We start from the raw sequence: 15,613 nt of genomic DNA, 5'->3' as shown, positions 1-15,613 counted from the left end.
TGAAGTTTTTTGCCTGGCGGCCATAGCGCCGTGGAACCACCTGATCCCATGCCGAACTCAGAAGTGAAACGCGGTAGCGCCGATGGTAGTGTGGCATTCGCCATGCGAGAGTAGGACACTGCCAGGCTTCAATTAAGCAACTACAGCGATGTGGTTGGTCGTGATACAACGTCAGGTTGTATTGGACAGAAGATTTAGATAGCGCACACAGTGCGGTCTTTACCGGTTAGTGTGCTGATATGGCTCAGTTGGTAGAGCGCATCCTTGGTAAGGATGAGGTCCCCAGTTCGACTCTGGGTATCAGCACCATTATTAAGTAATACAGCTTTTGCCTGACGGCAATAGCGCCGTGGAACCACCTGATCCCATGCCGAACTCAGAAGTGAAACGCGGTAGCGCCGATGGTAGTGTGGCATTCGCCATGCGAGAGTAGGACACTGTCAGGCACCTATTTAGAAGAGGCCTCCCATTCGGGAGGCCTTTTTGCTTTGGGATTTTTTCGATGCAGTCCGGCTTCTTTTAGTAAAAATGCTGGGCTGTCAGCGGCTTGCCCGTTACTCTTGGTCAGGTATTGTCGGGAGTCATCGCCAGAGGAGTATGCATGGCCACGTTGAAGGAAATTGCACAGGAGGCGGGGGTGTCCCAGGCCACTGTGTCGCGGGTGCTCAATGAAGATCCGACGCTGAGCGTCAAGGAAGAGACCAGGCAGAAGATCTTCGAGATTGCCGAGCGGCTGGAGTACAAGACCAGTAGCGCCCGCAAGGGGGTTCACAAGAGCAAGCTGCACTTCCTGGCGGTCTATGCCTACCCCCAGAGCACAGAGGTCAACGACCCCTACTATCTCGCCATTCGCTATGGCATCGAGACCCAGTGCGCCCGCTTCAACATAGAGCTGACCCATTTCTACAACGGCGCCGAGGGGCGTGAGCTCTCCGCCGTCGACGGCATCCTGGTTATCGGCCACCTGCCTGAGGAGCGCCTGGCAGCGCTCCACTCTCTCTCTGCCCAGCTGGTGTTCGTGGATTGCCGCTCCCTGGGGGAATTTGACTCCGTGGATGTGGATCTGGCGCTCATCAGCCAGCAGGTGGTGGACTTCTTTATCGCCCAGGGGCATGGCCGCATCGGCTATATAGGGGGTCAGGATGAGGCGCCGGATCTCCGTGAACTGGCCTTCCTCGACTACGGTCAGCGGCTGGGGGTGGTGCAGGAGAGCGATCTCTATCGCGGGGATTTCTCCAGCGCCTCCGGCTACCGGCTGGCAAAAGAGATGCTGGCAGGGGACTGGCCCAAGGCGCTGTTCGTCGCCTCCGACTCCATCGCCATTGGGGTGCTGCGGGCCATCCACGAGAGGGGGCTGGCGATTCCCCAGCAGATTGAGTTGATCAGCGTCAACGACATTCCGACCGCCAAGTTTACCTTCCCGCCGCTCTCCACGGTGCGGATCCACTCCGAGTTGATGGGCTCCCAGGGGGTCAATCTGCTGGTCGAACGGCTGCGTGACGAACGTGATATTCCTCTTCGGGTACTGGTGCCGAGCCGCCTGACCCTGCGTGGCACTACTCGTTGATTTTAGTAAAATAAATTCTGTTTTAGTCGCGTCATCTTGCGGTGGCGCGACTCCTTCCTTTCATCATTCTCCCCCTTCCATCTCTTGATAAATTTATAATGCATTGTTTTACGCTGGTTTTAGCCATTTTCTGCCTGCATTTATCAACATCCATGCCATCACTTCCTGCTTTACCCCCTTTTATCCTCCGCTTCTGATCTCGCTCACAAAACCATTCAGCCATTGTGATCAGGTTAAAACTTTACCGATCCAAAACTGATATTTAGTAAATATTTATCTAGAGTTTACCCAGTCAAAGTTGCCTTGTTCCGGGAGGACATGTGAATAACTGGGAAAACGTCCAATTCGTTGGTGAAAACAGGCTGGCTCCGCGTGCCTACTTCTTCTCTTATGCCGACCACGCGCTGGCGGCCACCATGCAGCGCGAGCTGAGCCGCCGTTTTCTGAGCCTTAGCGGTCAGTGGCAGTTCCACTACTTCGACCACCCCATGCAGGTGCCGGAGGCCTTCTACCACAGCCCCATGAGCGAGTGGGGCCAGATCACCGTGCCCAACATGTGGCAGATGGAAGGGCATGGCAATCTGCAGTACACCGACGAAGGTTTTCCTTTCCCCATCGACGTGCCCTTCGTGCCGACCAACAACCCCACCGGCGCCTATCAGCGCAGCTTCACGCTGAGCCCGGCCTGGGATGGCGAGCAGGTGATCATCAAGTTTGACGGGGTAGAGACCTACTTCGAGGTCTATGTGAACGGCCACTATGTCGGCTTCAGCAAGGGCAGCCGCCTCACCGCCGAGTTCGATATCAGCGCCTACGCCAAGGTTGGCGAGAACCTGCTGTCGGTGCGGGTGATGCAGTGGGCCGACTCCACTTACATCGAAGATCAGGACATGTGGTGGATGGCGGGGATCTTCCGTGACGTCTATCTGGTGGGCAAACCGGCCGCCCATGTGCAGGACTTCTTCATCTGTACCGCTCTGGCCGATGACAATCAAAGCGCTACCCTGAACTGCGATATCCAGCTGGAAAATCTGGGGGCGCCTGCCTGTGATCACCGTCTGGTCTGGTCGCTGCTGGATCAGGGCAGCGAGATCGCCAGCGGCTCGCTCGATCATCTCTCGATCGACGGCAAGTGTGATTGCCGCTTCACGCTGGATCTGGCCAACCCCCATCTGTGGAGCGCCGAAGACCCGTACCTCTATCAGCTGCAACTCTCCCTCTACAATGGTCAGGGCGAGCTGCTGGAGGTGATCCCGCAGCGGGTCGGGGTGCGTGAAATCAAGGTCAAGGATGGCCTTTTCTACGTCAACGGCCACTACCTCAAGCTGCACGGGGTGAACCGTCACGACAACGACCACCTCAAGAGTCGCGCGGTCGGCATGGACCGTGTTGAACGCGATATCGTGCTGATGAAGCAGCACAACCTCAACTCGGTACGCACCGCCCACTACCCGAACGACCCGCGCTTCTACGAGCTGTGCGACCAGTACGGTCTGTTCGTGATGGCGGAGACCGACGTGGAGACCCACGGCTTTGCCAACGTCGGCGATCTCAGCCGCATTACTGACGATCCTTTCTGGGAGCCGGTGTTTGTGGATCGCATCGAGCGCCATGTTCACGCCCAGAAGAACCACCCCTCCATCATCATCTGGTCGCTCGGCAACGAGTCCGGTTACGGCTGCAACATCAGAGCCATGTACCAGCGCTGCAAGGCGATCGACCCGACCCGGCTGGTGCACTACGAAGAGGATCGCGATGCCGAGGTGGTGGATGTGGTCAGCACCATGTATTCCCGCGTCTCCCAGATGAACTGCTTCGGCGAGTTCCCGATGGAGAAGCCGCGCATTATCTGCGAATACGCCCACGCCATGGGCAACGGTCCGGGTGGCCTTAGCGACTACCAGCAGGTGTTCGACCGCCATCCCCACATTCAGGGCCACTACATCTGGGAGTGGTGCGATCACGGCATTCTGGATCAGGATGAGCAGGGGCGCGCCGTTTACAAATACGGCGGCGACTACGGCGACTACCCCAACAACTACAACTTCTGCATGGATGGCCTCATCTATCCGGATCAGACCCCTGGGCCGGGGCTGCGCGAATACAAGCAGGTGATCTGCCCGGTCAAGGTGCGGGCGCTGGATCTGGCGAGCGGCAAGCTGGCGGTGGAAAACCGCTACTGGTTCTCCAATCTCGACGATATCCGTCTGCTGGTCGAGGTGAAGGCCGAGGGCGAGCTGCTGGCCAGCCAGCAAATCCGGCTGGAAGGGGTTGCCCCCGGTGTCATCACCGAGTTGCAACTCGACCTGCCCACTCTCGATGGGCGGGAAACCTTCGTCCAGCTGCGGGTCATCAAGGCTACCGCCACCCGTTACAGCGCAGCGGAGCACGAGCTGGGCCAGTACCAGTTCCAGCTGAAAGAGTCGACTCGCCAGCTGCAGCCTTTTGCCAACCCCAACGCCACTGCGTTGCAGATCGCCGATGAGCGGCTCGAGCTTGTCTTAAGCGGCAGCGGCTTTGCCCTGCGCTTCTCGCGCCTCGACGGCAAGCTGGTGAGCTGGCAGCAGGACGGTATCGAGCTGATTGAGCGGTCACCGCGCCTCACCTTCTTCAAGCCGATGATCGACAACCACAAGCAGGAGTACGAGAGCCTGTGGCACCCGAACCACCTGCAGATCATGCAGGAGCACTTCCGTAGCTTAAGCTGGCGTCAGCTGGGTGATGCGGTCGAGGTGACGGTGGAGAGCCTGATCGCGCCGCCGGTGTTCGACTTCGGCATGCGTTGCCGCTACGTCTACACCCTGAGCCCGAACGGCCAGCTGCACGTGGCACTCTCCGGTCAGCCCTACGGCGGCTATGACGACATCATTCCCAAGATCGGCTTCGAGCTGGGTATTCGTCAGGATCTCGACCGGGTGCACTACTACGGCATGGGCCCGGGTGAAAACTATCAGGACAGCCGCCAGAGCAACTGGATCGACCGCTTCAACAGCACGGTGGGCGAGATGTGGGAGCACTACCCCTTCCCGCAGGACAACGGCAACCGCCAGCAGGTGCGCTGGGCGACATTGACCAACCGCCACGGCGCCGGTCTCTACGTGCGACCCGATGCCCCCATCAACCTGAGCGTCTGGCCCTACAGCTGGGAGCATATCCACGCGGCGCAGCACATCAACGAGCTGGAGCCCTGCGGTTATCTCACCCTCAATCTGGATCACAAGGTGCTGGGGCTGGGTTCCAACTCCTGGGGTTCCGAGGTGCTGGACTCCTGGCGGGTGCGCTTCGAGCCGTTCAGCTTCGGCCTGACCCTGCTGCCCATCGCTCGCGGCAACCTCAATCCGGCTGCGCTGGCCGGGCTCGATCTCACCATCAACGGCGGGAGGAACCTCGCATGATCACCCTGGACAACCTGACCCTGTTCAAAAACATCTACCGGGAGGGCAAGAAGTGGGGCCGCTGCGTGGAGGCCATCAACAACCTGCCGAACCTCAAGCCCGGCATCTGCCACTCCATCGGTGACTCCCTCACCTACCGCTTGCAGGAGGGGGCCAGCCCGGCCACCTCCCTGTTTGAGGGGCAGCGCCGCTACTTCGACGTCCACTACTACTTGGAAGGGGCAGAGACGGTGGAGTGGGCAGCCAAGAGCGAGCTGGGCGTCGAGCAGGCCTATGACGACACCACGGATCGCGAGTGGCTGGCCGGTGAGGTGCGTGAGCGCCAGAAAGTCGGCAACGGTCAGGTGGTGATCTTCGAGAACGACGAGGCTTACCGGTTCACAGGCGACAGCCCGGTTCGCAAGCTGATCATCAAGGTCACCGTCGAAGGCGGCTACTTCAAAAACAAATAACAAGCCGCTGTTTTTGCACTGATAAAAGCCGGAAGGGCGGGGCTCACCCTACAACTCATGCCCCGCCCTTTCGCGGAAATAACTACAGGTCTGGAGATGCACCATGTCTGATTCCAAACGGAATACGATAGGCAAGTTTGGTCTGCTGTCGCTCACCTTCGCGGCGGTATTCAGCTTCAACAACGTCATCAACAACAACATCGAAATCGGTCTGGCCTCGGCCCCGATGTTCTTTCTGGCCACCATTTTTTACTTCATTCCGTTCTGTCTGATCATTGCGGAATTTGTGTCACTGAACAAAAACTCCGAAGCGGGGGTGTATGCCTGGGTGAAGAGCTCCCTCGGCGGGCGCTGGGCCTTTATCTCCGCCTACACCTACTGGTTCGTGAACCTCTTCTTCTTCACCTCCTTGCTGCCGCGGGTCATCGCCTACGCTTCCTATGCCTTCCTCGGCTACGAATACATTTTCACCCCGCTGGCGACCACTTTCTTAAGCATGGTGTTGTTTGCCTTTGCCACCTATGTCTCCACCAATGGCGCCAAGCTGCTTGGCCCCATCACCTCGGTGACCTCGTCTCTGATGCTGCTGCTGACCCTCTCCTACATTCTGCTGGCAGGTGTGGCATTAGTCGGTGGGGTACAACCGGCCGACCCCATCACGGTAGAAGCCATGGTCCCCGATTTCAGCTGGGCTTTCCTCGGCATCACCACCTGGATCTTTATGGCAGCCGGTGGCGCCGAGTCGGTCGCGGTCTACGTCAATGACGTGAAAGGGGGCTCCAAATCCTTCGTGAAAGTGATCATCGTCGCCGGGCTCTTCATTGGTGTGCTCTACTCCATCGCCTCCCTGCTGATCAACGTGTTTGTCCATAGCGACACCCTGAAATTTACCGGTGGCTCGGTGCAGGTGTTCGAGGGGCTGGCGGCCCATTTCGGTCTGCCCACCGTGCTGATGAACCGCTTCGTGGGTCTGGTCTCCTTCACCGCCATGTTTGGCTCTCTGCTGATGTGGACGGCCACCCCGGTGAAGATCTTCTTCTCCGAAATTCCGGCCGGCATCTTCGGCAAGAAGACGGTCGAGCTGAACGAGAACGGCGTGCCTGCCCGTGCAGCCTGGGTCCAGTACCTCATCGTGCTGCCGCTGATGGTGATCCCGACCCTGGGTTCCAACACCGCGCAGGATCTGATGAACACCGTCATCAACATGACCGCCGCTGCCTCCATGCTGCCGCCGCTGTTCATCATGCTGGCCTACCTCAATCTGCGCCTGAAGCTCGACCACCTGCCACGGGATTTCAAGATGGGCTCACGTACCACCGGCATCGCCGTGGTCTCGGTGCTGATCGCCATCTTCTCGGTGGGCTTCCTCGCCTCCACCTTCCCGACCGGCGCCGACATCATGACCATCGTCTTCTACAACGTCGGCGGCATAGTGATCTTCCTCGGCTTCGCCTGGTGGAAGTACAACCGCTACGAGGCCTCCCTGAGCGAGGAAGCGCGCGCGAAAGAGGCCCTGCCGGCGGCGCAGGCCGTCATCCAGACGCCATAGGCACTGCATTGACTCCCCATCAAACCGGGTGGCCACTGGCCACCCGCAAACTGTTGAACCAGAAAAGGAGAAGAGCATGAGCGAGACGATCGAGTTTGCCGAATTCAAACGGGTCGAGATGAAGGTGGGCAAGGTGCTGGAGGTGGTGCGCCACCCCGGGGCCGACAAACTCTACATCGTCCAGATCGACGTGGGGGGCAAGCGGCCGCTGCAGACCGTCACCAGTCTGGTGCCCCATTACAGCGAAGCGGAGCTGATGGGCAGCGAGGTGGTGGTGCTGACCAACTTGAAACCGACCAGGATGCGCGGCGAGCGATCCGAATGCATGTTGCTGTGCGCCGAGACCCCGGACGAGAGCCAGAGCGTGCTGCTGCAACCGCGGGTGCCGATGGCGCCGGGCACCCCGATCGTCTGACTGAGATTGCGAGCCGGTGCGGGAGACTGCACCGGTTCAGCAACGAGGCCGTCCAAGCGGCCCGATCATAACAAGAGAGTAAAGAGCGGGGCCGACAGACCCTTGCCGAACACATCACAGAGTCACAGCGTTACCCGCAGGGAACGCGAGTCCATTGGAGGACATATGTCTGAATCCGTACGCGGCACCATAGGCAAGTTTGCCCTGTTGTCGATGACCTTTGCCGCCGTGTTCAACGTGCGCAACATCGTCAACAACAACATCGAGCTGGGGCTCAGTTCCGCCCCCATTTTCCTGCTGGCCACGCTCGTCTACTTCATCCCCTTCGTCTTCATCATTGCCGAGTTCGTCTCGGCCAACAAAGATTCCGAGTCGGGGATGTACGACTGGCTGAAAAAACCGCTCGGCACCCGGATGGCCTATCTGGGCTCCTTCCTCTACTGGTTTGTGAACCTGTTCTGGTTCGTTTCCCTGCTGCCCAACGTCATTGCCTACGCCTCTTACGCCATGCTGGGCTATGAGTACAGCTTCTCGCCGACCGTCACCTCGATCATCTCCATCGTGCTGTTTGCGGCGGCGACCCATATCTCCACCAAGGGGGCGAGCTGGCTCGGCAAGATTGCCGAACTGGTGGCCTACGGCGTCTTTGCCCTGTTCGCCATCTATGTGCTGGGTGCCCTGATGGCCCTCGGTGGTGACCATGTGGCGGCACAGCCCATCACGCTGGAGGCCATGACTCCCACCGTCAACTGGGCGACGCTGGGCATCATGTGCTGGATCTTCCAGGCGGCGGGCGGTGCCGAAACAGCAGCGGCTTATCTCAATGACGTGAAGGGCGGTCAGAAGTCCTTTATCAAGGTGATCATCACCGCCGGTATCGTCATCGGTGCCATGTATGCGCTGGGTTCCCTGCTGGTGAACGTGTTCGTGCCGCGCGAGAGCCTCACCTATGCTGGCGGCATGGTGGAGATCTTCACCGGCATGGCCCAGTACTTCGGGCTTTCCGAGACCCTGGTGGGCCGTGCAGTCGGTATCGTGTTGTTCATCGCCATGTTCGGCTCCATGATGATGTGGACCTCGGCGCCGGTGAAGATCCACTTCTCCGAGATCCCGCAGGGGGTTTACGGCGACAAGACCACCCGGCTCAACGAGCACGGGGTGCCGGTACGCGCCGCCTGGTGGCAGTTTGCCTTCGTGTTCGTGATGTTGGTGGTCAACGGCTTCGGCTCCGAGTCGGTGCAGCAGATGATGAACACCGCGATCAACCTCACCGCCGGTACCGCCATGCTGCCGCCGATCTTCATCATGGTGGCTTACTTCGTGTTCCGCTGGAAACACGACGACACCCCCCGCGAGTTCCGTATGGGATCGCGCACCTTCGGCATGGCGGTTGTCTCTGTGCTGATCGCCATCTTCGTGGTGAGCATGAGCGCCTCCGCCTTCCCGGCCGGGGTGGATCTGGTGCGCGCCTTCTTCATCAACGTCTTCATGACCGCGGTCTTCTCGGCGCTGGCCTACTGGTGGATCTCCCGCTTCGAGAAGCGTCAGGCCCGCAAGCAGGCAACCGGCGGAGCTGGCGGCAAGCTGGCCAAGCAGAGTTGAAGCGCAAGGCTGGCCGGATCCGGTGGCCAGCCCGGCTTGCTTAATTACCGGCAGATAAAGGGGCGTCGCTCAACTTTGCGCCTCCCGCTTATCGGGGTAAGCTGGGGATTCGTTTCAACAGGAGCTGTGCCACAGCTCCTGTTGTGTTTCCTGTCGTCCCCGATCACCGGCCCCGCGAGGGGACGGGATCTGCTTTCACCGGAGACCGCTCGTGCGTCTGGATCCCTTTACCTCTGTATTGATTGCCGTGGTGGCCCTGGCCTCCTTCTTCCCCTGCGAGGGCCAGGTGGCCGTCTGGTTCGCGCTGCTGACCAAGCTGGCGGTGGCGCTGCTGTTCTTCATGCATGGCGCCAAGCTGTCGCGCCAGAACCTGCTGGCAGGGCTCGGTCACTGGCGGCTTCATCTGGTGGTGATGGCGAGCACCTTCCTGCTGTTCCCGCTGCTCGGGCTCTTGCTCACGCCGCTGGTGCCCCAGTGGCTGAGTCCGGCCATCTACCTCGGTTTCTTGTATCTGTGCGCCCTGCCCGCCACCGTGCAGTCGGCCATTGCCTTCACCTCCATGGCGGGGGGCAATGTGTCGGCGGCGGTGTGCAGCGCCTCGGCCTCCAGCATCCTCGGCATCTTCCTCTCACCTGTGCTGGTGGGCTTGATGATCCAGGTGCAGGGGGAGGGGGTCGACACCTGGCACTCCATCCAGGCCATCATGGTGCAGCTGATGCTGCCCTTCGTGGTGGGCCATCTGTCGCGCCCCCTCATCGGCCGTTGGGTCGATAGCCACCGCCCGATGATCGGCAAGCTGGATCAGAGCTCCATCCTGCTGGTGGTCTATGTGGCCTTCAGCGAGGCCGTGGTGCAGGGGATCTGGCATCAGGTAGGCTGGTATGACTTGGCCAGCATAGTGCTGCTGAGCTGCGTATTGCTGGCCCTGGTACTGGGCTGGAACGTCTGGATCAGCCGCCGCCTCGGTTTCAACAGGGCGGACGAGATCACCATCGTCTTCTGCGGCTCGAAGAAGAGCCTCGCCAATGGTGTGCCCATGGCCAACGTCATGTTCCCCGCCGCCAGCGTCGGGGTCATGGTGCTGCCGTTGATGATCTTCCACCAGATCCAGTTGATGGTGTGCGCCGTGCTGGCCCGCCGCTACCGCGAGCAGGAGGCCCTGCTCCAGGTCCAGGAGGGGTAAGGCGCCCGGATAAAAGAGAGGGGGGCCATGGGCCTCCCTCTTTCGTTTGCTACCCCGTCAGCGTTTACGCCAGACGGTGAGCTGGGCCACCGTGTGCTGGTGCTTGCGCGCTGTCTCGCGGATGACGAAGGGGACGTCTCTCGGCGGGCACAGCTCCTCGAACTCCGCCGCCAGCAGCCGTTGCAGCGCCTGATGGGTGGAGAGGGCCTCGCCGTTCTCCCGGATGCCGCCGAGCCAGTTCGCCTTGGGGGTGTAGTCGGTCAGCCAGGTGTAGGGGCTGGTGAGCACCAGCAGGCCGCCGCTGCGCAGTCTGGGAGCAATGTCGCGCAGGAAGCGAGCGGGCTCCCGCAGCCGGTCGATGAGGTTGGAGGCGAGCACCAGATCGTAGTGTTCGTACCTGGGCTTGAGGTTGCAGGCATCCCCCTGGCTGAAGTGGACCCGATCGCTCTGCTCGCGGCCGAGATCATGGCGGGAGAGGCGTGCCTCGCAATACTCCACCAGCTCCCCCTCCAGGGGCAGGGCATAGCGGAAGCTGTCCTGATTGGCGAGTGCGAGCGCCACGTCGATGAAACGGGCCGAGTAGTCCACTCCGTCCACGTGCTGGAAGTGGCGGGCCAGCTCGAAGCTGGCGCGGCCGGTGGCGCAGCCGATGTCCAGCGCGCGCTGGTGGTTGCTGCACAGCTCGCTGGCGAGGCTGGCCAGGGTGCTGGCGTAGTTGGCTACCCCGAAGTGGGTCGGGCCGTACTGGAAGTCGAGGTATTGCGCCACCAGGGCGTCGGTTTCATAAGGATTCACGATAACGGGTTCCTGATAACGGGAGACCAGATAGCGGAAGCCCGCATGCTGGAAGAAGTGGCGGCGGAAGGCGTAGCGGGATGACTTGAGCGCCTCGTTGCCAGTGCTTATCCAGCTGCCGCCCTTGATGAGGGTGTGCTTGCCATCGAAGGTGGGGGTGGAGAAGTCGTCGTAGAGCGGATGCACCTTGAACCCCTCGAAGCCGTCGATGGCGGTGCTGGTCCACTGCCAGACGTTGCCCACCAGATCGAAGAAGCTGCCCTGTGGAAAGGCATCCACAGGACAGGAAGAGGCGAAGCGGGCCAGGTTGATATTGCCGGGGGTCTCCAGCCAGTCCGGTTGATCCCCGGGCACCTGCTCGCGCAGCAGCGCCCACTCTCCCTCGCTCGGCAGCTGGATGGGCAGGCCGGTCTGGGCCGCTTTCCAGCGGCAGAAGGCGGCAGCTTCCAGCTGGTTTACCTCCACCGGCCAGTCCCAGGGCAGGGCAACCTGCTCGGTCATCAGCCGCAGTTGCAGTTGCTCGGGCTCGCTGGGGTTACCGACCCAGAAGCTGGGCATGCGCGCCCTGGCATACTGGCACCAGCCCCAGCCCTCGTCGTCCCACCAGGCCCGGGTCTCATAGCCACCCGCCTGCACGAATTCGAAGTACTCGGCGTTGCTCACCAGCATGCGGCTGGCCTGGAAGGGGGCCAATTCGATGTGGCGCTCGCCATATTCGTTGTCCCAGCCGTAGGTGGCGTCCTGTTTGCCGAGCCGCACCCTGCCCCCCGCCACCGGCAGCAAGCCGTTGGTGGGTACCTCGTCACGCCGATGGCGTGCCTCGGTACAGGCGGGCCAATAAGGTTGTGGCTGCACCCAGGCCAGCGGCAACTGGCGGATCAGCACGCTGGAGGTCTCCAGGTGGATGCGCTCATGCTCTATGCCCATCAGGATGACCCAGGCCGGGCTCTGCCAGTCGATGGGCAGGGTGAGCGGCATCCGCCGGATGAAGTCGCAAACCAGCGTGCGGACTTTGGCCCGATAACTGCGCAATTCGGTGACCTTGGGCCAGTCGTAGTGGGTCTCGTCGAGATCGTCCCAGCTCATCTCGTCCACGCCGATGGCGACCATGGCCTCGATGCGGGGATCGAGACGGCTCTCGATGAGGCGCGCCGCCAGCAGCTTGTTGACGAAGAAGGCGGCGGTGTGGCCGTAGTAGAAGATGAGGGGGTGGCGCAGGGGGATCGCCTTGTTGAACCAGGCCCGCTCATCGGCCAGGCAGTCAAACAGGCTGTCGTAGAGATCGAAGGTCTGACAGAAGTAGTCGAGCAGCTCGTGACGTTTGTGCTCGGGATCGTCGCCGTCGAGCCGCAGGGTACGGGTCGGGGCTGGCAGGCCGCCTGGGCTGGCGAATGGGTGGCTGACTTGGGTCACGCTCTGACTCCTTGTAGGCAGTGACAAATGCATCGGTGGAGAGCTCTATACGCACAAGGTATCACTATTGGCTCAACAGACCGGGGCGGCAACCAAAAACTTGCTCCTCCGGCGGCGACTGGCCCTGCCGGCGGGCTGTTTCCCCCGTTCGGGCATGGTGAGTTTGACCAACATATGGTCTGAATGGCTCTCAAAGATGAAGGGTATGGTGAACATGAAATCTGATTTTCAGTTGAAATTCATAGCCTTGGATCTGTGGCATGTGGTTTGCAATTGCCCCTTCACCAGGCTGCGCGGACCAAGGGGTCGTGTTTGCCAACACACAACGAGGAGAGTGGCGATGAAATGGATGATGGGAGCCGTGCTGGCCCTGGGGCTGGGTGGTTGCAGCTGGCAGGATGACGTCAAGGTGAGCGGGGCCGGGGCCCTGGTGGAGCAGCAGCACCCCCTGGGTCGGGAGGTGACCCGGGTACTGGCGGGGGTGCCTGCCAACATCCAACTGGTGGCGGGGGAGGCGCGCGGCATCCATATCCGGGGGCAGAAGAACCTGTTGCCCTACCTGGAGCTGACCGAGCAGGACGACAAGCTGGAGATAGAGGTGAAGGAGGGTTATCGGCTGGTCCCCAGCGAGCCGCTGGAGATCACCATCACCCTGCCCGAGCTCCATGAGCTGGCGCTGGCGGGCATCGGCAATGGCGAGCTGCGTGACTTCAAGGGGGATGAGCTGGTGCTGTCGGTGGCAGGCACGGGTGACATCGTCGCCAGCGGGCTGGTGCTGAACCGGCTGGAGGGCAACATCGCCGGTCTGGGCAATCTGGATCTGGGGCAGGGCTCGGTCAGGGCCATGGAGCTGAACATCGCGGGAGCCGGTGGCGTCAAGGGAGCCGGGCTCGCCAGCGAGGAGGTTGAGGTGAGTATCGCCGGCAGTGGCGAGGTCGAGGTGCGGGCCCAGTCGCGGCTCAAGATCGAGATCGCCGGTTCTGGCTCGGTCAGCTACTGGGGGGATCCCGAGCTCAAGAGCGAGATCGCGGGCTCGGGTCAGGTGAGCCGGTTGGGGAGCTGATCCCCAGCGATGCAGAGCTGCAATGAAAAAGGCCCCGTGGGGCCTTTTTTGATGTGTTTTGGCAGGCCTGTGGCTCGCATCACTCCCGGGCCGGGTCGCCGAGGTGGCTGGCGTGAAAGCGCAGGTGCGCCTCGATGAAGCTCGCCACGAAGTAGTAGCTGTGGTCATAGCCGGCATGGCGATGGAGCTCGAGGGGCCAGGCCTTGGCGGCCGCTATCTCGGCCAGGGCATCGATGCCGAGCTGTTCCGTCAGGAAGGGATCGTCCAGCCCCACTTCCACCAGCGTTGGCAGGGGCTGGCAGTCGTGGTGGCGCAGCAACTGGCAGGCATCCCACTCCTGCCACAGCAATGGGTTGTTGCCGAGATAGGCACCGAGCGCCTTCTGGCCCCAGGGGGCGCGGCTCGGGTGGCTGATCGGGCTGAAGGCCGACACCGAGCGGTAGCGGCCGGGCTCGCGCAATGCGGCGATGAGCGCACCGTGGCCCCCCATGGAGTGGCCGCTGATGGCGCGCCTGGTCGAGACCGGGAAGTGGGTCTCGATGAGCTCGGGCAGCTCCCGGGTGACGTAGTCATACATCTGGTAGTGCGCCCGCCAGGGGTGCTGGGTGGCGTTGACATAGAAGCCGGCCCCCATGCCGAGATCGTAACCGGGGTCGTCCGGTACCCCCTCGCCGCGGGGGCTGGTGTCCGGCGCCACCAGGGCGATGCCGAGCTCGGCGGCGATGCGCTGGGCCCCCGCCTTCTGCATGAAGTTCTCGTCGGTGCAGGTGAGGCCGGAGAGCCAGTAGAGCACGGGCACTTTCTGGCCGGTGAGGGCCTGGGGCGGCAGATAGATGGCGAAGCGCATCTCGCAGTCGAGTACGGTGGAGCGGTGGCGATACTGCTTGTGCCAGCCACCGAAGCTCTTGTTGCTGCTGATGATGTCCAGATTCATCGACGAACTCCTCTGCCCCGCACATTCATCGATGGGCGGGGCGCTCATGGGATCAGTAGTGGATGACGGTGCGGATGCTCTTGCCTTCGTGCATCAGATCGAACGCCTCGTTGATCTGCTCAAGCCCCATGGTGTGGGTGATGAAGTCGTCCAGCTTGAACTCACCCTGCATGTAGCGCTGCACATAGCTCGGCAGTTCGCTGCGACCGCGCACCCCGCCGAAGGCGCTGCCGCGCCAGACCCGGCCGGTGACCAGCTGGAATGGACGGGTGCTGATCTCCTGGCCGGCACCGGCCACACCGATGATGACGGATTCGCCCCAGCCCTTGTGGCAGCATTCGAGCGCCGCGCGCATCACCTTGACGTTGCCGATGCACTCGAAGGAGAAGTCGACGCCGCCGTCGGTCATCTCGACGATCACCTCCTGGATGGGCTTGTCGTAATCGTTCGGGTTGATGCAGTCGGTGGCGCCCAGCTTGCGGGCCAGCTCGAACTTGCTCTCGTTGATGTCGATGGCGATGATGCGGCCGGCCTTGGCGAGACGGGCGCCTATGACGGCGGAGAGGCCGATGCCCCCCAGCCCGAAGATGGCGACGCTCTCACCCTCCTTCACCTTGGCGGTGTTCATCACGGCGCCTATGCCGGTGGTGACGCCGCAGCCCAGCAGGCAGACCTCTTCCAGGGGGGCGGCCGGGTCCACCTTGGCGATGGAGATCTCCGGCAGCACTGTGTATTCGCTGAAGGTGGAGGTGCCCATGTAGTGATAGATGGGCTGGCCATCTTTCGAGAAGCGAGTGGTACCGTCCGGCATCAGCCCCTTGCCCTGGGTGGCGCGGATCTTCTGGCACAGGTTGGTCTTGCCGGACTTGCAGAACTTGCACTCGCCGCACTCGGGGGTGTAGAGCGGGATCACGTGATCGCCGACCTTGACGCTGGTGACGCCCTCGCCGACGGACTCGACGATGCCGCCGCCTTCATGGCCCAGGATGCAGGGGAAGACCCCTTCCGGATCTTCCCCTGAGAGGGTGAAGGCATCGGTGTGGCAGACGCCGGTGGCGACGATCCGTACCCGCACCTCGCCAGCCTGGGGCGGCATGACCTCGACCTCTTCGATGGAGAGGGGCTGACCCGGTCCCCAGGCGATGGCGGCTTTACACTTGATGCTCTGAACCTGTGCCATGAATGATGTCCTCGTGGTTGTGTGGGTGAACGGAAATGAGTTCGGACATTCAGTGTAGTTTCCCG

At 61.6% G+C, this 15,613-nt stretch carries 11 protein-coding genes, 1 tRNA gene and 2 rRNA genes; 11 read left to right on the top strand and 3 right to left on the bottom strand.

Going from position 1 to position 15,613, the window contains the following annotated elements:
* The first annotated feature begins 12 nt into the window (after positions 1-12).
* The 10 genes from rrf (KW824_RS19375) to KW824_RS19330 all read left to right on the top strand — a co-directional run bounded on the left by rrf (KW824_RS19375) (position 13) and on the right by KW824_RS19330 (position 10,163).
* Positions 13-127 (top strand): 5S ribosomal RNA (gene rrf, locus KW824_RS19375).
* Between the two features lie 106 nt (positions 128-233).
* Positions 234-309: transfer RNA gene (locus tag KW824_RS19370), tRNA-Thr, on the top strand.
* A gap of 22 nt (positions 310-331) precedes the next feature.
* Positions 332-446: ribosomal RNA gene (rrf, locus tag KW824_RS19365) — 5S ribosomal RNA — on the top strand.
* Between the two features lie 155 nt (positions 447-601).
* Positions 602-1,567: a transcriptional regulator EbgR gene (ebgR, locus tag KW824_RS19360; RefSeq protein WP_218410770.1), complete on the top strand. Its 966-nt coding sequence runs from the start codon at positions 602-604 to the stop codon at positions 1,565-1,567.
* A gap of 320 nt (positions 1,568-1,887) precedes the next feature.
* Entirely contained in the window at positions 1,888-4,962 is a 3,075-nt protein-coding gene (ebgA, locus tag KW824_RS19355; protein WP_218410769.1) for a beta-galactosidase subunit alpha, read from the top strand.
* Positions 4,959-5,414 carry a beta-galactosidase subunit beta gene (locus tag KW824_RS19350; RefSeq protein WP_218410768.1) on the top strand — a complete coding sequence of 152 codons (456 nt, stop codon included), beginning with the start codon at positions 4,959-4,961 and terminating at the stop codon, positions 5,412-5,414. Before ebgA ends, KW824_RS19350 begins: the two co-directional genes overlap by 4 nt.
* A gap of 103 nt (positions 5,415-5,517) precedes the next feature.
* Positions 5,518-6,963, top strand: coding sequence for an amino acid permease (locus KW824_RS19345; RefSeq protein WP_218410767.1), 1,446 nt, complete (start codon positions 5,518-5,520; stop codon positions 6,961-6,963).
* A gap of 76 nt (positions 6,964-7,039) precedes the next feature.
* On the top strand, positions 7,040-7,378 hold the full coding sequence (locus KW824_RS19340; RefSeq protein ID WP_218410766.1) for a tRNA-binding protein: 339 nt from the start codon (positions 7,040-7,042) through the stop codon (positions 7,376-7,378).
* Positions 7,379-7,543: 165 nt separating this feature from the next.
* Positions 7,544-8,980 carry an amino acid permease gene (locus tag KW824_RS19335; RefSeq protein ID WP_218410765.1) on the top strand — a complete coding sequence of 479 codons (1,437 nt, stop codon included), beginning with the start codon at positions 7,544-7,546 and terminating at the stop codon, positions 8,978-8,980.
* 211 nt (positions 8,981-9,191) lie between these two features.
* The gene (locus tag KW824_RS19330) at positions 9,192-10,163 is read left to right on the top strand and encodes a bile acid:sodium symporter family protein (RefSeq protein WP_218410764.1); all 972 of its coding nucleotides are present in this window, start codon (positions 9,192-9,194) and stop codon (positions 10,161-10,163) included.
* A 57-nt stretch (positions 10,164-10,220) separates the two neighbouring features.
* Here the strand turns inward: KW824_RS19330 and ovoA are convergent, their stop codons facing one another.
* The gene (ovoA, locus tag KW824_RS19325; RefSeq protein ID WP_218410763.1) at positions 10,221-12,371 is read right to left on the bottom strand and encodes a 5-histidylcysteine sulfoxide synthase; all 2,151 of its coding nucleotides are present in this window, start codon (positions 12,369-12,371) and stop codon (positions 10,221-10,223) included.
* Positions 12,372-12,711: 340 nt separating this feature from the next.
* On the opposite strand from ovoA, the gene KW824_RS19320 reads away from it, so the two are divergent.
* Positions 12,712-13,434 carry a GIN domain-containing protein gene (locus KW824_RS19320; RefSeq protein ID WP_218410762.1) on the top strand — a complete coding sequence of 241 codons (723 nt, stop codon included), beginning with the start codon at positions 12,712-12,714 and terminating at the stop codon, positions 13,432-13,434.
* Positions 13,435-13,513: 79 nt separating this feature from the next.
* Here KW824_RS19320 and fghA read toward each other — a convergent pair whose 3' ends face one another.
* Together fghA and KW824_RS19310 are read right to left on the bottom strand one after the other, a co-directional pair.
* The gene (fghA, locus tag KW824_RS19315) at positions 13,514-14,368 is read right to left on the bottom strand and encodes an S-formylglutathione hydrolase (RefSeq protein ID WP_171273002.1); all 855 of its coding nucleotides are present in this window, start codon (positions 14,366-14,368) and stop codon (positions 13,514-13,516) included.
* A 52-nt stretch (positions 14,369-14,420) separates the two neighbouring features.
* The gene (locus tag KW824_RS19310; RefSeq protein WP_161506744.1) at positions 14,421-15,548 is read right to left on the bottom strand and encodes an S-(hydroxymethyl)glutathione dehydrogenase/class III alcohol dehydrogenase; all 1,128 of its coding nucleotides are present in this window, start codon (positions 15,546-15,548) and stop codon (positions 14,421-14,423) included.
* Positions 15,549-15,613 lie beyond the last annotated feature (65 nt).

It is taken from the genome of Aeromonas sp. sif0611, assembly GCF_019218845.1.
GTDB lineage: Bacteria > Pseudomonadota > Gammaproteobacteria > Enterobacterales > Aeromonadaceae > Aeromonas > Aeromonas media.
This window is presented reverse-complemented; position numbering and strand designations above follow the sequence as displayed.

Bases quoted from the DNA above. Each gene is read 5' to 3' on its own strand.
- ebgR (WP_218410770.1), top strand. From the start codon at position 602: ATGGCCACGTTGAAGGAAATTGCACAGGAGGCGGGGGTGTCCCAGGCC.
- KW824_RS19350 (WP_218410768.1), top strand. From the start codon at position 4,959: ATGATCACCCTGGACAACCTGACCCTGTTCAAAAACATCTACCGGGAG.
- KW824_RS19345 (WP_218410767.1), top strand. From the start codon at position 5,518: ATGTCTGATTCCAAACGGAATACGATAGGCAAGTTTGGTCTGCTGTCG.
- KW824_RS19340 (WP_218410766.1), top strand. From the start codon at position 7,040: ATGAGCGAGACGATCGAGTTTGCCGAATTCAAACGGGTCGAGATGAAG.
- KW824_RS19335 (WP_218410765.1), top strand. From the start codon at position 7,544: ATGTCTGAATCCGTACGCGGCACCATAGGCAAGTTTGCCCTGTTGTCG.
- KW824_RS19320 (WP_218410762.1), top strand. From the start codon at position 12,712: ATGAAATGGATGATGGGAGCCGTGCTGGCCCTGGGGCTGGGTGGTTGC.
- fghA (WP_171273002.1), bottom strand. From the start codon at position 14,368: ATGAATCTGGACATCATCAGCAGCAACAAGAGCTTCGGTGGCTGGCAC.
- KW824_RS19310 (WP_161506744.1), bottom strand. From the start codon at position 15,548: ATGGCACAGGTTCAGAGCATCAAGTGTAAAGCCGCCATCGCCTGGGGA.